Source organism: Candidatus Glassbacteria bacterium (assembly GCA_019456185.1).
Taxonomy (GTDB): domain Bacteria; phylum Gemmatimonadota; class Glassbacteria; order GWA2-58-10; family GWA2-58-10; genus JAJRTS01.
The window spans coordinates 45010-66939 of record VRUH01000004.1; the positions used below are offsets into that span (position 1 = coordinate 45010).

17 protein-coding genes are annotated in these 21930 nt (G+C 59.0%); 6 read left to right on the top strand and 11 right to left on the bottom strand.

All coding sequences use genetic code 11. The annotated features are described in order from the left end of the window. Positions 1-76: 76 nt before the first annotated feature. From FVQ81_02665 to FVQ81_02700, 8 genes are all read right to left on the bottom strand, one after another. Positions 77-571, bottom strand: a complete 495-nt coding sequence (locus tag FVQ81_02665; GenBank protein ID MBW7995475.1) for a hypothetical protein — start codon at positions 569-571, stop codon at positions 77-79. Between the two features lie 360 nt (positions 572-931). Next, a complete protein-coding gene (locus FVQ81_02670; GenBank protein MBW7995476.1) occupies positions 932-2353 on the bottom strand; it encodes a carbon-nitrogen hydrolase family protein in 1422 nt (473 codons plus the stop codon). 310 nt (positions 2354-2663) lie between these two features. Beyond that, positions 2664-3314 (bottom strand): DUF1080 domain-containing protein, encoded by a 651-nt coding sequence (locus FVQ81_02675; GenBank protein ID MBW7995477.1) that lies wholly within the window; start codon positions 3312-3314, stop codon positions 2664-2666. A 27-nt stretch (positions 3315-3341) separates the two neighbouring features. Next, on the bottom strand, positions 3342-4208 hold the full coding sequence (locus FVQ81_02680) for a hypothetical protein (protein MBW7995478.1): 867 nt from the start codon (positions 4206-4208) through the stop codon (positions 3342-3344). 167 nt (positions 4209-4375) lie between these two features. Continuing rightward, entirely contained in the window at positions 4376-5335 is a 960-nt protein-coding gene (locus FVQ81_02685; GenBank protein MBW7995479.1) for a hypothetical protein, read from the bottom strand. Between the two features lie 72 nt (positions 5336-5407). Beyond that, positions 5408-5695 (bottom strand): hypothetical protein, encoded by a 288-nt coding sequence (locus FVQ81_02690; GenBank protein ID MBW7995480.1) that lies wholly within the window; start codon positions 5693-5695, stop codon positions 5408-5410. A 193-nt stretch (positions 5696-5888) separates the two neighbouring features. Then, positions 5889-7637 carry a tetratricopeptide repeat protein gene (locus FVQ81_02695; protein ID MBW7995481.1) on the bottom strand — a complete coding sequence of 583 codons (1749 nt, stop codon included), beginning with the start codon at positions 7635-7637 and terminating at the stop codon, positions 5889-5891. Positions 7638-8000: 363 nt separating this feature from the next. Then, the gene (locus FVQ81_02700) at positions 8001-8450 is read right to left on the bottom strand and encodes a MarR family transcriptional regulator (GenBank protein ID MBW7995482.1); all 450 of its coding nucleotides are present in this window, start codon (positions 8448-8450) and stop codon (positions 8001-8003) included. Between FVQ81_02700 and FVQ81_02705 the strand changes: the two genes are divergently transcribed. Beyond that, complete coding sequence (locus tag FVQ81_02705) at positions 8403-9554, top strand: hypothetical protein (protein MBW7995483.1); 1152 nt, start codon at positions 8403-8405, stop codon at positions 9552-9554. The two genes, FVQ81_02700 and FVQ81_02705, sit on opposite strands and share 48 nt — an antisense overlap. 228 nt (positions 9555-9782) lie before the next feature. Here FVQ81_02705 and FVQ81_02710 read toward each other — a convergent pair whose 3' ends face one another. The 3 genes from FVQ81_02710 to FVQ81_02720 are packed head-to-tail and all read right to left on the bottom strand — an operon-like array spanning position 9783 to position 14177. Beyond that, the gene (locus FVQ81_02710) at positions 9783-11570 is read right to left on the bottom strand and encodes a CocE/NonD family hydrolase (GenBank protein ID MBW7995484.1); all 1788 of its coding nucleotides are present in this window, start codon (positions 11568-11570) and stop codon (positions 9783-9785) included. 51 nt (positions 11571-11621) lie between these two features. Next, a complete protein-coding gene (locus tag FVQ81_02715) occupies positions 11622-12857 on the bottom strand; it encodes a hypothetical protein (GenBank protein MBW7995485.1) in 1236 nt (411 codons plus the stop codon). Between the two features lie 3 nt (positions 12858-12860). After that, entirely contained in the window at positions 12861-14177 is a 1317-nt protein-coding gene (locus FVQ81_02720) for a Gfo/Idh/MocA family oxidoreductase (protein ID MBW7995486.1), read from the bottom strand. 216 nt (positions 14178-14393) lie between these two features. Here FVQ81_02720 and FVQ81_02725 point away from each other — a divergent pair, with 216 nt between their 5' ends. The 5 genes from FVQ81_02725 to FVQ81_02745 all read left to right on the top strand — a co-directional run bounded on the left by FVQ81_02725 (position 14394) and on the right by FVQ81_02745 (position 21929). Then, positions 14394-15359 (top strand): carbon-nitrogen hydrolase family protein, encoded by a 966-nt coding sequence (locus FVQ81_02725; GenBank protein MBW7995487.1) that lies wholly within the window; start codon positions 14394-14396, stop codon positions 15357-15359. A gap of 67 nt (positions 15360-15426) precedes the next feature. Then, complete coding sequence (locus tag FVQ81_02730; GenBank protein MBW7995488.1) at positions 15427-17037, top strand: hypothetical protein; 1611 nt, start codon at positions 15427-15429, stop codon at positions 17035-17037. Continuing rightward, complete coding sequence (locus FVQ81_02735) at positions 17025-18533, top strand: carboxypeptidase M32 (GenBank protein ID MBW7995489.1); 1509 nt, start codon at positions 17025-17027, stop codon at positions 18531-18533. Before FVQ81_02730 ends, FVQ81_02735 begins: the two co-directional genes overlap by 13 nt. Before the next feature lie 102 nt (positions 18534-18635). After that, a complete protein-coding gene (locus FVQ81_02740) occupies positions 18636-19499 on the top strand; it encodes a hypothetical protein (GenBank protein MBW7995490.1) in 864 nt (287 codons plus the stop codon). 348 nt (positions 19500-19847) lie between these two features. Continuing rightward, the gene (locus FVQ81_02745) at positions 19848-21929 is read left to right on the top strand and encodes a hypothetical protein (protein ID MBW7995491.1); all 2082 of its coding nucleotides are present in this window, start codon (positions 19848-19850) and stop codon (positions 21927-21929) included. The last annotated feature ends 1 nt before the right edge of the window (position 21930 follow it).

A 21930-nucleotide genomic window follows, 5' to 3' on the forward strand; every position in this document is an offset into this window, starting at 1 on the left:
ACCGGTGGCTGCGGACAAAATCGGGTCAATATGCAGTGAGAAAATATGAGAAAAAACGAGTGGAAAATGAAAACCTCTAAACACTATATGTTGTGGTTTGAGAAATACGTCCGACCGCGCCCTTGGCAGTATTATAGGGCTTTTGCTTGTATCCTTTTACAGCCTCAATACAGACCTTAACCACAATATTTCGGAATTGCGTAAGTGTTATATTCACAGTCACATCAGGATCAATATTTTGCATAGACATTTTCCCGTCGGAGAAGAAAAACTGCCAATATTTACCTTCATGTACAACATCGCATCTGACATCGTACAAGAAGTCAATTATTTCTCTGAGAGTCAAAGGTTTTTGATTAGGATTAATAATATTGTGCCTGAATCCGTTTTTTAGGTATTCTCGTTCCTGTTGTGGGACAATTTCCTCAAAAAACTTTCGTGTGTAAATCCTCGATTTTCCTTCCTTATTGAAGTTATGGTAAAGCTTCGAAATGTTTTCTGCGCATATCAGCAAGAAAAGCAATTGAAGGGATTCGCGGTCGGGCTTAATTCGGGGCAAATCGTCTGCCAAGGATATGAGCCTTTGCGCTTGATGCATCATTATTGTAGCTTCATGTTTTTGATCATTTGGGCCCAAACTCTCTAAGCTTTCAACGAACTGCCTCGCATCTTCAAGTCTATTAAAAAAAAGGAGAATAAAAGTCTAGCCACTCATTCATGGCCTCAACTCCTGTTTAGAGAATACAGCAAAAAGTTATCATAAAGATATGTCTAAGTTATACAGCGAAATAATACAGGTAAATTCAATAGATATTTTGATCATGCTGATGAATCTCTCTCGCCATTAGAGGGTTATATATTACAACAAAGGGACACGGCATGCCGTGTCCCTTTGTGTTTAAAGAATAATTTTGTTGCTAATACAGATCTATCATCTTTCCAGTTCGGGTATTTTCACATCGTAGCGCGAGGCCTGCATCAGCACGTGGCGCGTATCGCTCAGCGGCCAGGGCCACGGGCAAGATGGCAGGTAGTTGAGGTCCACTTCCACCATCGCCACGCCGGGCCGCTCGGTGGCCTCGGCCAGCAGGGCGCCCCACGGGCCGTAGATCCTGCTCTCCACGTCGTAGCCGCAGCTTGCCACGTAGACATGGTTCTCTATCGCCCGCGCGGCGATCAGGGTGTTGTTGCCGCCCCAGATCGGCAGCAGGATAATCTCCGCGCCGGCGGCGGCAAGCGCGCGCGCCGGATCGACAAACCAGCTGTCCCAGCAGATCATGATCCCAACGCGGCCGAAATCAGTCTCCCAGACCGGGTAACTGTCGCCGGCGCTGCAGCCCTGGTCGTACTCTCCCTCGGGCAGATGGACCTTGCGGTACTTGCCCTTAACTTCGCCGTCGCGCCCGATCAGCACGGCGGTGTTGTAAATCACCGCTCCCTCACGCTCGCCCAGCGCCGCCACGATATACATCCCGTGCTCTCTGGCCACTTTACTAAGGGCCTCGGTGGTCGGGCCGGGAATCGGCTCGGCGACATGCTGGTATTTGCTGGCGCCTCCACCGGGCCGGCCCACGCCGATCAGGTTGATTCCCTCGCCGAGACAGACGATATCCGCACCCTGAGCACCTGCTTTATCCGCCACGGCGCAGAACTCGGCGACTGTTTCGGCCACCGATGAGTTCCCGCCGGGACGGCAGTTGACAGTTGCCAGTTGCACCACGCGATGCGGCGGCGGCCGGACCTCGATCAACTGGATATTGTCCCACCAGACACGGCCCTGGGGCGCCTGGCTGATAAACAGCTCAAGTGCCACGCTGCGCGCCGATTCGGGGGCCTGGAACGTGTGCTCCACGAACCGCCACTCTCCATCGGTGATCCCATTCTGCGGCGGGTATTCACGCGTATTGCCGATCTTCCCGCCCTGCGCGTTGCGCCACTCCAGGCGGGCGAACACCCGGTGGTGAGTCTGCCGGATACCCGTCGAGGCGAAAGCGGCGGAGAAAGTGTAAAACGCTCCGCCCTCGATTCCCTCGACCACCTTGCGCCAGCAGCCGCGGGCTGAGCTGTTGGAGGCGCCGTAGAGGCTGAGACTGCCCCGGCCGGTCATGCTTTTGTTCAGGTCGACACTGAACTCCGGGCTGATCTCCTGGCGCTGGCAGGCTGTTTCCCACCCAGCGCCGGAGGAATCGAACGTGTCCTGGCTCAGCAGGGTTTTCCCATCGTGAGAGTGACCCGGCAGCGGCAGGGCCAGCAGCGCCAGCAGGATCAGGGTTGGATGGATCAGGGCCGCTTCCACGGTGCGCCCGGGTGCAGCCGTGAGGGTTGATTCCTGCTTACCGGTAAGTCTGGTCATCCTGGTCTCCTCCAGGCAGAGATTTTCAGTTTCCGAAATGTTTTTGGCAGGCCGGGCGGAAAAATTGAAACCATCCGGCTGGCTGGCGTGTCATATATAACAGAAGCAACAAGTTATTTCACGGTCTCGGAAAAATTCACGGGTAAGGGAGGGCGCAATGAGCAAGCGCGAGCTTTTCAACATGGTCTGGCACACTGCGGTTGTGATCACCATATATTTCGGACTGGTTTACATGCCAGTCGGCATGGCTTGACAGCAGCGTATGTCGGATCGGCCGCACTCTGACAATTGGAGTGGCGGCCTTTTTTTGTCAATTTCCGTTCAGAACTTTTATCCTGATATTGCGGAAATCGACCCCGGTCTGGTGGTTCTGCACGCCGATATGGCCGCTGCGGGGCCGCTGTGCAAGGGGAGTCAAACCGCCCTGGCCCACCGTGTACTCGTCCATGTTCGCCCGTGTAACCTCCGTTCCGTTCAGCTCGATCACCACCAGGGGACCGTCGCAGGTGATCCGGAAATGGTTCCATTCTCCCGGAGAGTTGGCCGCACCCTGCCTGGCAGCCACCTGGTAATAAATACTCCCCGTCTGCTGTGCCGGCTTGATGTCGCGGTGTTTTTCAGCCTCGTCGTCAAGCACCTGGATCTCCATCCCGGTCTGCGAGACATGGCTTTCGGGCGGAAACCTCAGGCCGACCCCGCTGTTGCCCTCCGGCGGGATTTTCCAGTCCAGTTCGAGAATAAAATCGGCGTAGGTCTCGTCTGTGGCCAGCCAGCCGCCTCCCCCGCCCACGCAGCGCAGAACTCCGTCCTCGGCTTTCCAGGCGGCGATATCGCCGCCATCGGCGTGCCAGCCCTCCAGGGTGCGGCCATCGAAGAGCGGTACGAAACCATCTCCGCCGCAGCCGTTAAGAGTCAAACTCAATAAGACAGCTACCACCGCCAGCAGGACTCCGTTTCTCATTGGTCCCCCGCAAGATGTACGGTTCGATTACTCGAAAGCGCCGGCTTTTTTGAGCATGTTGGCCAGGTCCTTGCAGTGGCTGTGCTGGGTAATCATCAGCGCGGTCTGGCCGCCGGCGTTCTTTTCCTGAAGGTCGATACCGAGGTCGAACAGCATGTTGAAAATGCCGATATAACCGGCTTTTCGGTATGTCCAGAGCGCCCCTTCCGCGGCGTGCATCAATGCGTTGTGGCCGGAGTTATCGCGGAGTTTTTGGTTGGCTCCGGCCTCAAGGAGCAGCTCGAAAGTTTTTTTGAGCCCGCGGAACGCTGCGGCCATCAGCGGGGTGCGGCCCCTGTCGCTTGCAGCGTTGACATCGGCCCCGGCCTCGATCAGCGCCCTGAGCACGGGCAGGCGGTTTTTTTCCTGGAGAGTGCCGCCGCCGCTGCGCACCTGGGCTATCACCGCCGTGCGGCCCTTGCTGTCAGGGGCTTTGACGTCAGCCCCGGCCTCCAGTAGAATTTTCACGCGCGAAACTGTTTTGGACCTGCCGATCGAGGCCATCCGGGTGGCCCAGACAGTTGCCAGGATCAACGGGGTATTGCCGCGTTTATCGGCTGCGTTGACGTTCGCCCCGGCCGCTACAAGCGCTTCCATCACCGGAGCCTGTCCGTGTCTCGACGCGGCCATCAGCGCGGTCTCTCCGTCCGTGGCCGGGGCATTTGCCGCCGCTCCCGAGTGCAGCAACAGTTTGATCGCGGAAAGCTGGCCCAGGCCGGCCGCGATAACAAGCGGGGTCAAACCCTGCTTATCGGGCTCATCGAGATTTACTTTGTCCGCCAGGGAGCGGACCTTATTCATCTCAGCCTGCTTGATCGCTTTTATCAGGCGTGTATGCCTATTGTCGAATATCATGCCGGTTATCCGCTGAAGTTATATTCGTCCGCCGCAGGACCAAGTTTAGCACTCGCAGGCCCGCGCGGTCAAGTGCCAGCCGTATTCAGTAGCGATTCGCGGGAGAGACGGATCGAGGGATGGATCTCAACTGATCGGCGCAGCGGACGGTGAAAAGGGGCGCGAAACTACCGGGACCACGGTTTCAGGCTGATTCTGAAGAACGAGGAGTTTTTCAACTTGTAGTCTTCGATCATCGTGTCGTTGCGGTATGTTTCGAACTTGCGGTAGAGAGTTCCTCCGCCCTCGAGCATCAGCTTCCAACCCCTGCCGACCTGTGCGGAAAGGAACGGACCGGCGGTGATATTCGAGTAACGCAGCCCGTCGATACCCCCGGCCGCTCCGGTCATGCCGAACGCGCCCAGGCCGTAGCGGTCGCCATCGACACGCACGGCTCCGCCGATCTCAAGCCCGCGGCCAGTGCGCCAGGTAAGCTCGGTAACTGTGGGCAGGATAATTCTGAGGTGCGGGTTAGCGCCGAAAGGGCTTTCCAGGTGGACCAGGGGCAGGAGCAAGTTGTCGCCGAACGAGGTGGACCAGCTTGCTCCGAGACCGACTACAAATCCGCCGGACAGAACCCGGTCCAGGAGCAGACCGGCCTGGACCCGCCAGTGGCCTGAATCGGCGCCGCCCTCGAAATCGCTGTATACTCCGGGGTTGATTTGAATGATTGTCCGCCATTTAGGGGATGGACGCAGGAGCAGTGCCGCCTGGTATTCTGCTCCGTGGAGCCTGTCCAGCCGGTAGGCCGAGCTGGTGATCGACAGATTTTCGTACATTACCCGGCGCTGGTGGTAGGCCAGGCCGTGCATGATCGACCACCTTGTACCGCCCTCTCGATCCCTGCCCGGTCTGCGGATGCCGATGGGGGGGAGGTTCAGTTTTACACGCAGGGTGGTGAGTTCCACTTTGGCGCCGGGGTTGAACTCCGGCCCCGGACCGTCGAGTTCAGCCCCGGCAATGAACTCGTAATTCAGGCTGAGGGGGGAAAAGCCGCCAATCCTGCGTCCTCCGCGCTGGGCGTACAGTTCGCCGCCGGCCAGGGCAATTAACAGCGCCAGCAGTATTATCCTGTCACCTGTCCTCACGGTTCAGCCTCCGGCCGTTATGTCTGAATCAACCGTTCCAGCATTCCACTGACGATTTCAATCTCTTGCTCGTTAACCTCGTGTCCCAGGCCGTCGTAGAGGTGCATGTCCACTTCGGCGTTCATCCTCCGCAGAGCCTCGGCTGTTTCCTCTCGACCCTCTTGCAAGGGAATATAGGGGTCGGGGTCCCCGCAGCCAAGAGAGACGGGAGTACTCTCGAGTGAGCCCGGAGCGGGCCGGATGGGTGGCGGCCAATTCCAGGGCCATGCAGGCGCCCTGGGAAAAACCGATCAAAGCCGTGCTTTCAAGTCCGAGGCCCGCGCTGCCGGCCCGGCGCAGCAGCCCCTCGATCGTCCTCATTGAAATGCCTGGCGCCCAGTTTCTCCAGGTCCGTACGGGCGATCCTTTCCTGAGCGTTTACCGTACCTGTCAGCAGGATAAAAATAGCGGTGCGAAGCAAGAGTTTCTCTCCAATAGGTGCGTTTGCAACAAAAGGGGCCGCACCTCGTAACGGGATACGGCCCAATTTAAAGAATAAACTGAAGATACCCGGCTACCTGTTTTTCCGGTTATAGTCGATCTGCCGCTTGATCCCGGCAAGACGCTCCCGCATCGTGGTAATTTTATTTACGTGACGCTGGGTACTCCTAACCATCTTGGGATCATTCGTGGAAATTTCCCGCAAATCAGCCATGGCCTTGGCATAATAACTCAAGGCACGGTCGACTCTTGCATGGTTCATTATGCCGAAGCCGATAAGAGCGTCAATATCCGCAACCTCATCGGAGGCGTAGTCCAGCTCCCTGGCGTATTCCAGGTAGGCTGTGGCTCGAAAATAATGAGCCATTTCGTTCATATATATGTCATTGGTCTCCAGCGCGGCGGTTAAGGCGGTGACAGCCCGCGGGTAGTCCTTGATTTTCTGGAGGTTGATTACACCGATCTGAAAATTCAAAGCCGCTTTCTGGGCATCCTCCGCGCAATTGACCGCCTTTTCGTAATAGTCTATCGCTTCGTCGAATTTTCCGGCCAGATGGGCGTAGATACCCAGGTTATAGCAAGCGCCGGGAAATGCAGAATCCAACTCCGCGATCCTCCGCAGGGTTTCGATCTCCTTCCCGGTATCGTTGAGTTCGTGCTGCAACGTGGCCAGAAAATTCAATCTTTGACAATGAGATTCTATCCAGGATGGGTCGGACGGGTTGCCTGCCGAGTTGGATATCTCGCAGCCACGGGTCATGTAATCAAGGGCTTTGCGATCCAGGGGTCCGGATGTGTCCGATTTGCAGGCCGCTTCGAGTTCACCGGCTTTGTTGTAATAGTAGTCGGCCATCAGATGCCGGACATCGGCGTCTTCGTCCCTGATCCCGATCAATTTTTCATAGACCTCGATGGCCTCGTCCTGTCGCTCGAGCCTTGTCAGGCTGGTGGCCCAATAGTGGGTGTACGTGTAGCGCTCCGGATCTATTTCCGCCAGTTTGCTGAAATGCCTGAGTGCGCCCTCATAGTCATTGCTGGTGTAATAGTAATGGTTGGCCAGTATTTCGTGGGTTGGCACGTGCGAGGGATCGATATTGGTGAGGATTTCATTGAACCTGGCGACTGCCTCGGCGTACCGCTTCAGCTTCATTAAGCTCATCGCCACCATAAAGTTGAAAGTGCGATTTTCCGGCTCCATGGCTACCAGCTTACGATAGTTTTTCAATGCCTTATTCATGTTTTTCCGTGCTGGAAATAGTTTCCATACCTTGTCGTATATTTTATTGTTATAATAGGGGCGGGCAATTGACATCGTTATGATCAGCTTTCTGGCGGCGAAGACCACATCGACAAACTCTCCGGCCAGGTTCCAACTCTTCTTCTCGCTTTCCACCGAATACCACTTACTCTCTATCGTATAATCATCTTTCGTATAGTGGTCTTTCGGATAAATGTAAGTGACCTGGGCCGAGAATTCCGTTCCCGTGCCACCCGGCTGGCTGATTGTCGAGCGGGCAAAGATAATCGACTGGAGGTCTTCCATCATCTGCGGCAGGACTGAATCCGGGATGGCTTTGACTCCGGTCATGTTGTGCTCTTGCAGGTAGTTCTCGTATTCCTTTTGAGTGACGCTCTCGAAATATCGGCATTTATCGAGGACGTCGGTCAGGTCCCATTGGAACTCTTCCTTTACCTTCCGGTCTATTTCAGTTTCGGACTCTGGGGGCAGCACCAGAATTTTCGGCCAGCCGGCCTGTGCCGGTCTGCTTAGGAGGATGAAAAAAACCAGCATCACCAGGAGACGACCCGGGAAGACAGTCATGACTAAGCTCCATTCGAACTGAAATCAGGGACTGATCATGGCATCGACCGCAATTAATTGTGGTGACGATGGCGGGCACTACCTCCCGAACGGCAGTTTGAAAAAACATTATCTAACCTTAGATACCATCCCGGATTGTTGGTTGTTCCAAATCTGAGCGAAATCTTTCGTCCTTTTCAGCTTGAAGCGAGGGGTTCCTATCGTTTTTACAATATAATATAACACTATCATCGGGACACCATAGAGCACTCGGGCTGCGACACCTGTCAGCACTTTCATCCATTCCTCCTTTTTGTGGTGAACATTATCACCGTAACTATTCCCGTCTCCTCAGAAGCGGACGGTAAAAAAGGCAACGCCGGATCAACCTCTCAACTTATCGAGCAGCTCGTTGAGCCTGGCCGCCTGATGGCTGCTGACAGGATGGAATTTTTCGATCCGTTCACCGGCGGAACGGTCGAGTTCATTAAGCAGCTCAAGACCCTTGTCCGTGATGAGGATATCCACTGCGCGACGGTCCCGCTGGCACTCGCTGCGACAGACAAGGTCTTTCTGTCTTAATTTTTCAACCAGCCGGCTGGCATTGGATTCCCTGTCAAGCATCCGTTCCCGGAGGTCGTTGACCGAGGCAGGTCCGGGGTACCTGCCTCGCAGGATCCTAAGAACGTTATACTGCTGGGAAGAAACTCCGAATTTCTTCAGCCGCCGGTCATTCGACGAATTCAGCCAATTGCCGGTGAACAGCAGATTTGCGATCAGTTTCTCATGCTCGCTGCCGAAACTCTTCTGCTTGATTTCCTGCTCGATCTTCAATTGATTTTCTCCTCGAGGTTAAGTTGTCAATACCTGAAGTCAATTGTCACCAAATCCCTTGAAAATAGTTCTTTAACTCAGGTAAAAAATGTGATAGGATGGATATCGACTACACTTTTCGTGGTTTCCCGAAAATACTGTTTGGATGATAATCCGCTGATTCAGAAATTGAGTTTGGAGGCGACAGTGACTGACAGCAATGACATGGGTAAAATCGGGCGCAGGGGGTTTATCAGCACCGTACCGGGGATGGCTGCCGCGATTGCCGCCGTGCCGGGCGTGATGCAGGCTGCAGGAGAGAAGCCGGGCGGCTTGAAGGCGGGCGATGTGCGGAAGTATCTGATGGGCCTGGACGGCGGGTGGGTAAGGAAAGACAATACCGTGGATACGTTCAAATCCGGGAAAGCAATAAACGAGGTGACTGGGATTGCGGTGGGCTGGATGTCTTACACGTGGGCGCTGAAACGGGCACTCGAACAGGGCTGTAACATGTTTGTCACCCATGAGCCTACATATTATAACCACCGTGACAACGATGAGGAGATTTTCCGTTTCAAGAAAGTTGAACAAAAGCGCGAGTTTATCGAAAGCAGCGGCCTGACGATCCTGCGCTGTCACGACCTGTGGGACCAGTTTCCCGATGAGGGGATCCCGAACTCGTGGGGCAGGGTCCTTGATCTGGGCGATCCGGTCGACGGGGGCGGATATTATTACGTGTATGACGGCGAAGGCCGTAAAGCCGTACATGTCGCCCGGAGAGTGGCTCGAAAAGTAACCTCGATGGGCCAGCCCGGCGTGCAGTTTATCGGTGACGGGGACCGGACAGTGAACCGGATTGTGATCGGCTGCGGAGCCATTACGCCGATGTTCGACTTTATCGAGGAATTTAACGCAGATATGGCTATTTGTTCCGACGACGGGTTCACCTACTGGCGCGACGGCGCATTTGCAGTTGATACCGGGTTTCCCGTGGTGATTGTCAACCATCCGGTGACCGAGGAGCACGGGATGAAACTGCTGGCGGCCAGGCTGAAAGGAGCTTTCCCCCAAGTGCCGGTACATCATATCCCACAGAACTGCATGTACAAAGTGTTTACTGCATGACCGGCTACAGGGTCGAAACGGATGCGGGCCGGCACGTTCATTGCGGATCGCCTGGCTACGGGGAGTTGCCCGGAAGGTTGGTGCGGGCAATGAACGTGCCGGCCCGCACCGCAGCTCGCAAAATTCACACGTCAATATCAAGATTACTGCCAGGATTTCGATGTGCATAAACGCAAACAGCCCTGTCGATCAGGGCTGTTTGCGTTAGATCCGCAGGCGGAACTGATTCTATTCCATCACTGGCAGGATAATCAGGCTGGCCATCCCATCGCCGTGGTATACCTGCTGCTCGGCGACAACCATCTTTGTCTTGTCCGCGATTCCAGCGCCTGGTGTATTCAGGTTACGGGCGAACCTGGGAAAATTGCTGCTTGAAATTTCCACCCGGATTCTGTGGCCGGGCAGGAATGTTATCGCGGTCGGCCGCAGGCTGATTGTAAGATCGTACCGTTGGCCGGGAGTAAGTTCGTTCCAGCTGTCGAGTCCCTCGCGTTGGGGAGCGCGGATGATCCCGCCGGTTATGTTGATCGCGCGGCCGTCGGGATGGACATCCACCAGCTTGGCGGTGAAATCGGTATTGACTGCGCTGGATGATGCCCAGAGTTTGACTTTCACCGGACCGATTACGGTGATGGACTGGCCGAGCTTGTCGCTCGAATACACCAGGACGTCGTCGCGTCGCTCCACGGGCCGCTGATCATATGGGCCCTGTGTGACAATCGACTCGCGGCAGCAGTCGTTACCGCCGAGAGTCGGTACTGGATTGGAGGGATCGTAGCTGAATTTGTCGACGGTTTCTCCCGCTGATGGCGGTGTCATATCCAGGGTCCCGTCGCCCAGCAGGCTGTTTGCCCCCTTGACGGAGTGGAAATAGTAACTGATCTGCTTTGCGCCCTCGGGGGGCCATGACCCGTAATCGCGCCACTTGTTCTCGCCCATCACGAACAACCTCACCGGCGGTTTGTCCATCAACCCGTTGTCTTTACCTTTGAGCCAGTAATTGAACCAGTCCAGTTGGAGTTGACGGCTGTCGAGCGCCGCCTTCGGTCCGAAATCGAGTTGCCCTGATTCGGGATGGCCGAAACTGCCATGGAACCACGGGCCGATAACCAGACGCGACCCCTCCCGTGCCTGAGACGATCCTCCTATGGATATCATTCCGGCGAAATTCTCCAGCGTCCCTTCAAGGAACACGTCGTACCACCCGCCCATGTTGAATGCCGGCGCTTTGATATCCTCGTATCTGCGTGATACGCTAAGGTTTTTCCAGTAGTCGTCGTAGGTGGGATGAGCCAGCCACTCATTGTACCAGGGCACCTCTCGCCCCAGCATGGCCGGGATTTCGCTCAGCGGGAGCACACGGAACAACTGGTCCCAGTCCAACGGCTCGGCGCCCATGTCCTGCCCCACGCGCGCGGAGATACTCAGCGCACCCCACATGGTGTTGAAACTGAGCGCGAACACTCCGCCGCTGTAAATCCAGTGGCGGTAAAAATCGCTGGCGGCCACAACCGGCAGCATGCACATCAGGCTTTCGTGAGCCTGTGAGGCCGGCAGCCACTGGGTCGCCCCCACGTAGCTGCCGCCGAACGTCCCAAGCTTGCCGTTCGACCAGCTCTGGGCGGCGCACCAGGCCTGAGTGTCGTAACCATCGGTCGCCTCGTTGACAAACGGGTCGAACTCTCCGTAGCTGTCGTACTTGCCGCGCACGTCCTGCAGCACCACTGCGTAGCCCCTCTCGGCTAACCGATAGCCCGTACCGGGATCGAAATTATTGTACGGCGTGCGCATCAACAGCACTGGCCACTTTCCTGCGGAGTCCGGGTGGTAGATATCGGTCGAGAGCAATGTCCCGTCGCGCATCGGCACCTTGACGTTGAATTCGGCTTTGACATCATAAAGATTTTCCTGTGCTCGCGCCGGAGGAGCGGCTGACAGGAGGAGGCAGGTAATTACGGTCAACAGCCTGCCAGTCAGCCAGTCTGTCGGTATGCGGCCATGTCCTGCGAGTTTCATCCGGTTTCCTTGCGCGCGGTTGTTTGAGGTGAGGCTGGTCAGTTCATTCCATCATCTGATCGTAAATTGTGCAGACGGTGGTTCGGACCATGAGCGGTAGGCGGCGGCGACTTTGCCGGTGTCGGCATCTCCGGAATGGACCCACACCCGGTAACGGGCTCTCAGCGGCTTGCCCGCTACCAGCCAGTACGGCTCGATTCCCGGCCAGGCGATTCCGCTGAACCCGTAGTGGCGAAGGCACCAGCCGTTGGGGAAGTCGATATTATCTTCGTGGTCGAAAATTGCCGCGCCCGAATACTCATCGCTTCCGCCGAAACGCGCCGAAAAGTCGGCCCAGGCGAATGGAACACGGTTACTGTCGTCGCTCTGTACTCCACCGCTGGTGGTAATAACCGGCTCCTCGAACGGCGCAAACCGGAGGCTGAATCCACCGTAACCCTTGATATCCGCCGACCCCTGGATCCCCACCGGGTCTTCTGTCGCCTCCCAGCTCAGCTCGAAATCCATGATCCGGCCAAGCTCCGAGCCGCGATAGACCGTAACCCACACCCGCTCGTCCACGATCCGCCGGCCGCTGTCGGTATACCATCCGTTCCGGGCTCCCAGCCTGGCGAATACTGGTCCGGTTTCGCGCACCAGCCAGTCGTCGAACTGCTGCTTTACGCCCCTGATATCCCACAGGCTGAGAGTGTCTTCTCCCACGAACACCTGAGGCCAGGTCCAGAAGATACCCCGGTGATGGTAATGGTCCTCGGGGAAATCGTCGCTGATTATCCGTCCTGCCGGAGTCCGGACCGGATGGAAATAACTGGCGCGGCGCCTGTCCTCGGGGACTCCGTCGGCCAGGTGCATGCCGTAAACATAGCCGATTGCCGGAGAGCCGTTTTCGGTAACGAGCAATCTTTCTGCCGATACGGAATCGAATTCGAACGGGCTTTCTGCGAGCTCACGTCGGCGGACCGTGAACGTCTGCCGCATTTCAGAGTCACTTTCCGGCGGCCGCCAGAGGAATACCAGTTGACCTGTGCCGGTGAACTGGACAGGAACGGCTGTGGCTGGAGCTCCTCCTGCCGTGATAACTTCCCAATCTTGCCCCCCGGGGTCGAAACCCGGCGGAATCTCGGCCATGATCGGCACATGTACCGCGGAAGAGGTTCGCGGCGGATAGGTTGCAACCAGCCGGTACAGGTCACTGCCCGGTCCTTTTTTCCCGCCGCAGCCGGGAAGCAGCAGAAAGCCGCAGATCAAGGTGGTCCAAGCCACCGGGATTGCCAATCTGGTCGTCACCGGTCAGCCCTCCCTGATTTCGCGGGCCACCGGGTCATAGCTTACCCTCCTGCCGATATCGGCGGCACGGTGGGCCATGATCGCGGCCAGGGAATGGCTGAATCCGTGCTCCACGGTGGCGTTGGGGTCCTTGCGGGTCCGAAGGCACTGGACCCAGTTGAGCATGTGGTCCATGCCCGCCGGGTCTGGTTGGACTTCGATCCCAGCACCCTGCCCTTGCCCTTCGTGCATGGCGAACGCGCTGGTGGGGTACTGGCGGTTTCCTGGTTCCAGACGCTCCGGCAGCACCCGGCCCTCGCCGGTAATTTTCCAGGTCTTGGTGTCCAGCACTCCGGCGGTGCCGTAGAACATCGCCTCGGCTCTCATCGAGCTGTTGCCGAACCTGGTTTCGTAATGAACCAGGAAACCGCCGGGGTATTTGAATGAGGCGTGAATGGTGTCGTAGTGCTCGCGGTTGGGCCAGGTCAAGGTGGCCCCGGTGGCGGTGACGCTTTCCGGCCACTGCTCGTCCATGTACCAGTGGAGCAGGTCCGTATGGTGAGCGCCCAGCAATCCAACCACACCAATCGAGTAATCGCCGTAGAGGTGCCAGCAGCGAAACCGGCGGGCATCGAACGCCCGGGCGGGCAGGTGCATCTGATATCCCTCCCAGTCGATATCGCCTGCATGGACATTGCCGTACTGCCGCTCCCAGCGCGGCCCCGCGTCGTTCCACTTGAGTTCCACCACACAGACCTTGCCCAGTTTGCCTGCCTGGACAAGCTGCGCCCCGCCCATGTAGATCGGGTCGCTGCGGCGCTGGGTGCCGATCTGCACTACCCGGCCGTTGGTACGCACCGCGGCCACCGCCTCGCTGGCCTCCCCGACAGTCATCGCCATCGGTTTCTCGCAGAACGCATCCTTGCCGGCGCGGCAGGCCGCGGCCAGGATCGTGCTGTGACCGAGGTCCGAGGTGGTGACCATCACCGCATCCACCTCCGGGCTTTCCAGCATGTCCGTGTACCGTTTGAATACTTTTGGTTTTGCGCCGAACTGTTCGGTTATCTGCCCAATCCTCGCCTCCCGGTTGATCTTCCAGACATCGCAGACCGCGGAGACGGTGAAATTTTCCTCATTGTGAAACCCGGCCATCGATTCCAGCAGGTAAGCCGCCCGGTTGCCGCAGCCGATCACGCCGATATTGATCCGGTCGTTGGCGCCGGGAACGCGGGCACGGGAGACGGCGCTATCGCTCAGCAGCGCCCCGGCGACTGAGGCGGCGGAGGCGGAAATGAACCGTCGGCGGCCCATGGGGTTGATTTGGCGGTTATTTGCAGGCATGGCTTACCTCCCGGCGAGGATAAAAGAAATGGATGGCTATGCTTTGTCCTTGCGGTCTGTCTGCGGGTGATTATAACACCCGGCGGGAATGGCGGTCAATCGTTTCAGAGGGAAGTCGTCTCAGCCGTTGCCGTTGCTTTTGCGGATCTCGATAGCCATGCGCTACCGGTCCATCAGCCATGCAATACTTGTCCAGCCGCTTTCAATGGTTAAATTATGGAGCGAACTGTATTTCTGTTCCATGAGCCTGTGCGAAGCAGCAGCTTAACCGCAACCGCCGCCTGCCGGCAGGAGGAACACATGGCCCGACTCATATCTTATCTCCGTCTATCCGGTTACTTTTGTCTCACTCTGGCCGTGCTGACCGCAGCCATGGTGATTTCACCGCCGAGCGAAGGGCTGGCAATGGACAATCTCAAAATCGCAATCGCCCAGCCGCGCTGCACCGACAGCGACCTGGATGGCAACCTGGCCCGGCTGGGAGCGCTGACGGCCCGGGCAGCCGGCGAGGGAGCCGGAATCGTCTTTTTCCCCGAGACTGTTGATCTGGGCTGGGTAAACCCTGACGCCCACAGGCTGGCCGGGCCGGTGCCGGGAGGAGAAGCCGCGGAGGCGGTCTGCGCGATGGCTGCGGAGAACGGGATCTGGATCGGGATCGGGCTGAACGAAAAGGACGGCGACAAGCTCCACGACACGGTGGTGCTGGTAAACAGCGAGGGCAAGATCGTGCTTAAGCACCGCAAGATCAACCTGCTGGACTGGCTGATGGACCCGCCGTACACCCCGGGCGCTCCGGCCGATATTTCCACGGTCGAAACACCGTTCGGCAGGGTGGGTCTGCTGATCTGCGCCGACAGTTTCAAGGAAGAACTGGTGCGGAAACTGGCCGGCCAGAAACCTGACCTGGTCTATATCCCCTACGGTTGGGCGGCAAAACAGCCCGACTGGCCGGAACACTCGTTCAGCCTGGTTCAGCGGGTGCAGAAAACCGCCAAAGCGATCGGCGCGCCGGTGATCGGCCCAAATCTGGTGGGCAGGATCAGCAAAGGCCCGTGGACAGGATATACCTACGAGGGCCTCAGCACCGCCGCCGATGCTTTCGGGATGAGTCTGGTGCAGGGCAAGTGGAACCGGGAGGACCTGATTCTGCTCGAGATCGAGCCGGGAAATATCTACAACTGACAACACCCGTATCACTCACTGGATGAGAATTCCGCAAGCTTGAGCATTCAAAGGAAGCGAGCTGAAGATGGCCAGATTTCTTACCGTATTGATCTTTGTTGCCGTTGCCTCCTCCGCCAACGCGGCGGTCGATATCTGGGTGCACCCGTGGCTGGCCCCGATGGAGAAGGCGGCTGTGCGGCCCTCGGCGGTCCCGGAGATAATCGCGCTGGCGGTCACTCCCGGCGAGTACGAGCCGGGCGCATTCGCCGTCCGCAGCGACAGAAACGCCACCCTAGCAGTCTGGCTCGTTCCCGGACGTGGCCCCGGCGGCATCCCTCCCGACTGGTGCGAGCTGCACGTTGTCGAGAGCCTGGCCGACAGCACCGAGCCTAATCGACTTTACGCTTTCTCACTGCCGGTTGATGTTGTAAAAGATCAAACGCGCTATTTCTGGCTCACTGTCCGGCCGCCAGCGGGGACGCCTGCCGGTACCTACCGGGCGAGTGTGCGGGTTAGCGCTGACGGATTCGAGCAATCGGTAAAGATAGCCTGCACCGTGCTGCCCTTCGAGCTGCGGCCGGCGAAAGTCGCCAGCGGGGCGTTCATGGCCGGTACCAATCTTCCGGAAAGCTACTACCGCGACATGAAAGAACACGGCCTGGACGCGATCCAGTTTTTCTGGGGCGGAACGGGCGTGGAGATCAGCAATGTCGATGGCGAAATCGTGCTCGATTTCAGCCGCACGGAGCGGTTCATGCGCCGGGTTGCCGCCGCCGGGCTGAAAGGGCCGGTCACCTTCAGCCTGGGCAACGACCACAGCCTGCACTACGAGCGAAGGATCGCCGAGGCGTTCGGCTTTGAAGTGATCACGGAGGAGAAAGTGGGCAACAAGGCCGTGATCGGCCCGCGGGTGACTCCCGAACTGGACAGCCTGTTCGTGGAGGGCCTTCGCCAGATAAGAGACTGGTGGGAGGAGATGGCCTGGCCCCAGGAGCTGGTAATCCTGATCTACGACGAACCAACCGAGCGCCTGCTGGCCCGCTGCAAACAACGATACGACCTGCTGAAATCGGTCATGCCGGGAACGAGGGTCTACGGCGTGGTGATGAACCGCAGGACGTGGGCCGAGAGCATGGTCGACCAGTGCGATATCGTGGTCTCGAACGGCGATTTTCTGGGCTGCCTCGAGGTGACGCAGAACTACGATCTCGGTTACTGGGTCTACAGCTTTCCGCTCAGGGCCGTGCATGTCAGCCGTCACGACATGGGGTTCCTGCCCTGGCGGGTCCGGGCCGAGGGCGCGTTTTTCTGGATGTACAACTACTGGAATTATGACCCCGACAACTGCGCGGTGTATCGTGATCCGGTCAACCCCGGCCTGCCGGTGCGCTCAACTCCCTGGGAGGCTATCCGCGAGGGCCACGACGACCTGCGCTACGCGGCTACCGCGGAGTGGCTGATCGGCCGCGCGCCAACCGGGCTGAAACAGAAAGCGCAGCGCAGGCTGGAGGAAATCAGGATGTCGGTCGTGCCGAACCGCCGCAGGCGGGCCCCGCGCGGCGAGTTCCACGACGAGATGAGCGTGCTGGCCCACTACAGCGAACCCCAGCGCGTGCGCGAGGAGTTGATACACCTGATAATGGAGTTACTGGGAGAGGGCTATCCGGGTGATAAGGAGAAAAATTGGGAACTGTAAACGGCTCTTACAAGCGACTGATAAAACTTGTCCGCGAAACTGGCATATTGCACTCCGTGGCGGAGTTGCTGGAGTGGGACCAGGAAGTCTGCATGCCCGCCGGGGGGAATGCCCACCGGGCGGAGCAGATGGCATTGCTGGCCGGGATGGTGCACGAGAAAATCACCGCGCCCGAGATCGGAGAGCTGCTGGCTGAATGCGAGCAGGCTGGTTTCCCCGCCGGCGGCAGGGAGGAGGCCAATGTCCGCGAAATCGGGCGCAGGTACCGTAAAAAAACCTGCTTGCCTGTCGAACTGGTCCGTGAACTGGCCCGGGTGACAGCCAACGCCCACCCGGTGTGGGTACAGGCGCGAAGCAGCAGGGATTTCTCCCTGTTCCGTCCCCACCTGGAGCGGATTGTGGCCCTCAAGCGCGAACAGGCGGCGGCGGTCGGCTACGAAAGCAGCCCCTACGATCCCCTGCTGGACGATTACGAGCCGGGGGAAACCGCCGGTCATCTGGCCGGGCTGTTCGACGGCCTGGCGCCGGCACTTGCCTCTCTGCTGTCCGGAATCCGGGAGGCTCCGCGCAAGCCTGACAGCACGCTGGTCCGCCGCCGTTACCCGGCCGAGGCTCAGCGTAAGCTGGGTATCGAGGTCTCGCGGGCGATCGGGTTCGATTACGAACGCGGCCGGGTGGACACGGTTGTCCACCCGTTCTGCCTCACGGTCGGTCCCGGCGATGTGCGGATCACCACCCGCTATAACGAGCGGTTCTTCAACGAAGCCTTTTTCGGTTTCATGCACGAGACCGGCCACGGCCTCTACGAGCAGGGGCTGGTGGCGGAGGATTTCGGCCTGCCCGCGGGCGAGAGCGTATCGCTGGGGATCCACGAGTCTCAGTCCAGACTCTGGGAAAACGCGATCGGCCGGGGAAAGCCGTTCTGGAAGTTCTTCTTCCCTAGGCTGGCCGCGGCGTTCCCCGACGCCCTGGCGGGCGTGAGTCTGGACGACTGGCTGCTGGCGATCAACGAGGTGAAGCCCTCGTTTATCCGGGTCGAGGCCGATGAGATCACCTACAACCTCCATATCATCCTGCGGTTCCAAATCGAGCGGGCGCTGATCGAGGGCGACCTGGACGTGGCGGACCTGCCGGATGCCTGGAACGGAAAGTTCAGCGAAATGTTCGGGCTGGAGGTCCCCGACGACTCCCAGGGCGTGCTGCAGGATGTCCACTGGTCGGCCGGGCTGTTCGGCTATTTCCCCACTTACTGCCTGGGCAACATCTGCGCGGCCCAGTTTTTCGCGGCCGCCAGGGAACAGATCCCTGGACTGGAGTCCGGCCTGGAAGCGGGTGAGTTCGCGCCGCTGCTGGAATGGCTGCGGGAGAAAATCCACCGCCGGGGGATGCTCCTGATGCCCCGGGAGCTGGTCCGCGATGTCACCGGCAAGGAGCTTTCGGTGGACTGCCTGCTGAGTTACCTGGCAGAAAAATTCGGCAACCTGTACGGGATCTGATTTATGACTCCGCCACGTAATCTCCGCTTGATATTTCACCTGGTACTTTTATCCCTGACAGCGCTCGTTTGCGCCACGACGAGCGATATGTTGCACCCGGAAATGAGCATCGCGAGCGGCGAATCTGCCGTTGCGGAGCTGGCTGTCTGCGGCTGGGACGAAGTGTTTATCCTGCGGCTCGAGGGGCCGACCGACAGTATCGGCCGGGTGGTCTGGAGCTGGAATGCCGCCGATGAGCAGGACCTTCCCGATACGATGAAAACCAGGTTCGGTTCAACCGACGACTGCAAGCCGGTGGACGGCGGCCGGGCGATCCTGGTCACCTCCTCGGGCGATGGGGTAGCGCTGGTGGAGCGGGCCACAAAAAAAGTGCTGTTCTGGGCTTCGGCGGTCAACGCCCACAGCGCCGACCTTCTGCCCGGAGGTCTGGTGGCTGTGGCCGCCTCGCATGACCCGGACCGGCCCGGAGACAGGCTGGTGCTGTTCGCGCCCGGTACTCCCGGCCGCGAGATAGCTCACTACGAATTACCCAGCGGGCATGGAGTTGTCTGGGACAGCCGGCGCGAACTGCTTTACGCTCTGGGCTACGACCTGGTCCGGGTGTTCAGGCTGAGTGGCGGTTTGACCGGGGAAGGTGCGCTGGAGGAAGTCAGCCGGATCGAGCTGCCGGCCACGGGCGGCCACGAGCTGTATCCGGTCCCCGGCACGCCGTACCTGAGCGTGAGCACGAGCAGGCAGTGCTGGCTGCTGGACCGGGACACGGAGACGGTTGTTCCCCATCCGGTGCTGGCGGACCATGCCGGTGTGAAATCGATCGGTGTCAATCCCCGCAGCGGCCAGCTGGCCTGGACCGAGGCCGAGGGCAGCCACTGGTGGGCCACCAGGATCAGGATGCTCGATCCGCCGAATCTCGTCCGGATGCCCGACCGTCGGCTCTACAAGGTCCGCTGGCTCGAGCAGGAGTGAATTTCAGGCGCCTGCTAGTGTTGTGTCCCGGAAGTATATGTAGTAACTCGAAGCTCTGGTAATGGTTCGATCAACTCAAGCAGAAATCCCACCTGGCCCCCCTTTGGTAAAGGGGGGAAGCGGCCTCCCCCTTTCGTAAAGGGGGATCGAGGGGGATTTATAATTCGTTTTATGTACATTATTTGCAGGACACCACAGTAGTTGCCGTTACAATTCAGCCACCCTTATCGGCCCGTCTGCTGATCCCGGAGGCGGGCTTTTTGTTGTCGTGGGACTTGACACGAAACCCGCTGCTGTCGTTTATTGAGAGAGATCGAGCGATCAACATTCTCGCACGGGGACACAACGATGATAAGCAGAATTATCGGTACGGCAATGCTGATGTCTCTAACCGTCCCGCCTCTTCCGGCCTTTTCGGCTTTCAGCATCGAGGACCTGACCGTGCTGGATGCGCCCGCGGACACGATGATGCGGGCATATCTCACGGAAAAAGTCGGCCGCCAGTTCGCCAGGCGCGATTCCCTGCTGGCCGGTTTCACCACGAAGGCGCAATGGGAGCGGCACGCGGATTATATCAGGGAAAAATTCCGTGAGTGGACCGGGCCGTTCCCCGAACGTTCCCCCCTGAAAGCCCGAGTCGCCGGAGTATTGCAGCGCGAGGGCTACCGGGTGGAAAAGCTCTGCTTCCAGAGCAGGCCGGGATTCTATGTCAGCGCGAGTCTTTACGTGCCGGCCGCCGGCAGCGGACCATTCCCCGCCGTGCTCTATGCAGTCGGCCACTCTATCGCCGGCAAGGCGGCCGCCTATGTCCAGCCCTACTGTATCGCCCAGGCCCGTAAAGGGTTTGTCGTGATGGTGATTGACGCGGTGGGCCAGGGAGAGCGCAGGCAGGAGGAGTACTTCGTGTTCGGAGGGTCGCCGGGTTCCGTCCACCAGGCCGTCGGTTTCCAGGCATTCCTGGCCGGAACGCACGTGTTCAACCTGATGGTCTGGGACGCGATCCGTGCGCTGGATTATCTGGAATCCCGGCCGGAAGTCGACAGGCACAGGATAGGGATTACGGGGAGCTCGGGCGGCGGAATGATGAGTACCTATATCCTGCCGTTCGAGAACCGGATCGCCGCGGCTGTTCCGGCCTGCAATCCCAATACCTGGCTGGCCCGCGTAAAGGCCGGCCTGGCGACCGACCACGAGCAGGTATTCTTCGGCGCGTTCTCCGAGCTTGTCGACCCCCGCGGCGACCCGCTGCTATGTCTGGCCCCCCGTCCGCTGCTGATCGACGCCACCAGCCGCGACCAGCTCAACCCGCCGATGGGAGTCTGGGCGCTGGACAGCTGGCTCTACCGCGCCTGGGCCTCGTACGGCTCGCCGGAAAAAATCCATACTTCGATGGTTGACGCCGAGCACGCTTACAACCGCGATCAGCGCGAGGCAGCCTACGCCTGGTTTCGGCGCTGGCTGGGGGACGGAGGGCCGGCAGGTTTCAGCGAGGGAGAATTGGAAATCGAGCCGGAAAGTCTGTTATGGAGCGCTCCGGACGGCAGTGTGTTCGAGCTGCCCGGCAGCCGCGATCCGCACAGCCTGGTCCTGGAGTACTTCCAGCACAACCGCGCCCGCTGGAACACCGGGCCGGGCACCCCGGAATTCAACCATCGAGTGCGAGATGCGCTTCGCGAGGTGACCGGGATCGGCCGCAACCCCGCAGCGCCGGCGGTAGAAATAATCGCCGCCGGGAGCAGCGATGGCGTTGAGCGGACAAAATTGCTGTTCCGGCCCGAGCCAGGGATTGTCCTGCCCGCGGTGCTGATCGGACCGGTTGAGGGCGACTGGAAAAAGTTTACGATTTATCTGAATGACCTGGGTAAACAGGGACTCGCGGCGGATTCGCTTGAATACAAAGAGTTCCTCGAAGACGGCGGCAGCCTGCTGGCGGCGGACTTGCGCGGCCAGGGCGAGACAGCGCCGGGGCTGGAGGGTAAGTTCTGGGATTTCCTGGCCGGTGACCCACCGCCGTCGCAGAAGATCCGTGATATCCTTGCGGTCCTGTCCTGGGTCAAGGCCGAGTATCCGGATGTCCCGGTCACTATCCGCGCAGTCGGGACCTCGGGACTGTGGGCTGCGATTGCCGCCGTGCTGGACGGCCGGGTCGACGGGCTGTACCTGGCAGAAACTCCGGTGGATTTCGCCGACATGCTGGAGACAAAACTGCCGCGCTACAACGAAGAGTTGATCCTGCCGGGTATCCTGGCCAGGCTTGACATGCAGCAGGTTTACCAGGCTCTCTGCCCGCTACCGGTTACACTCGATTCACCCCTGCGCGCGGACCGTCAGCCTGCCGGGCTGGAATTCCTGCGGCAGCGATTCGCGCCGGTCAGCGAGCGGTACGCCAGCGCGGGCAAACCGGATAATTGGGCCGTGAAGGTTGAGTGAG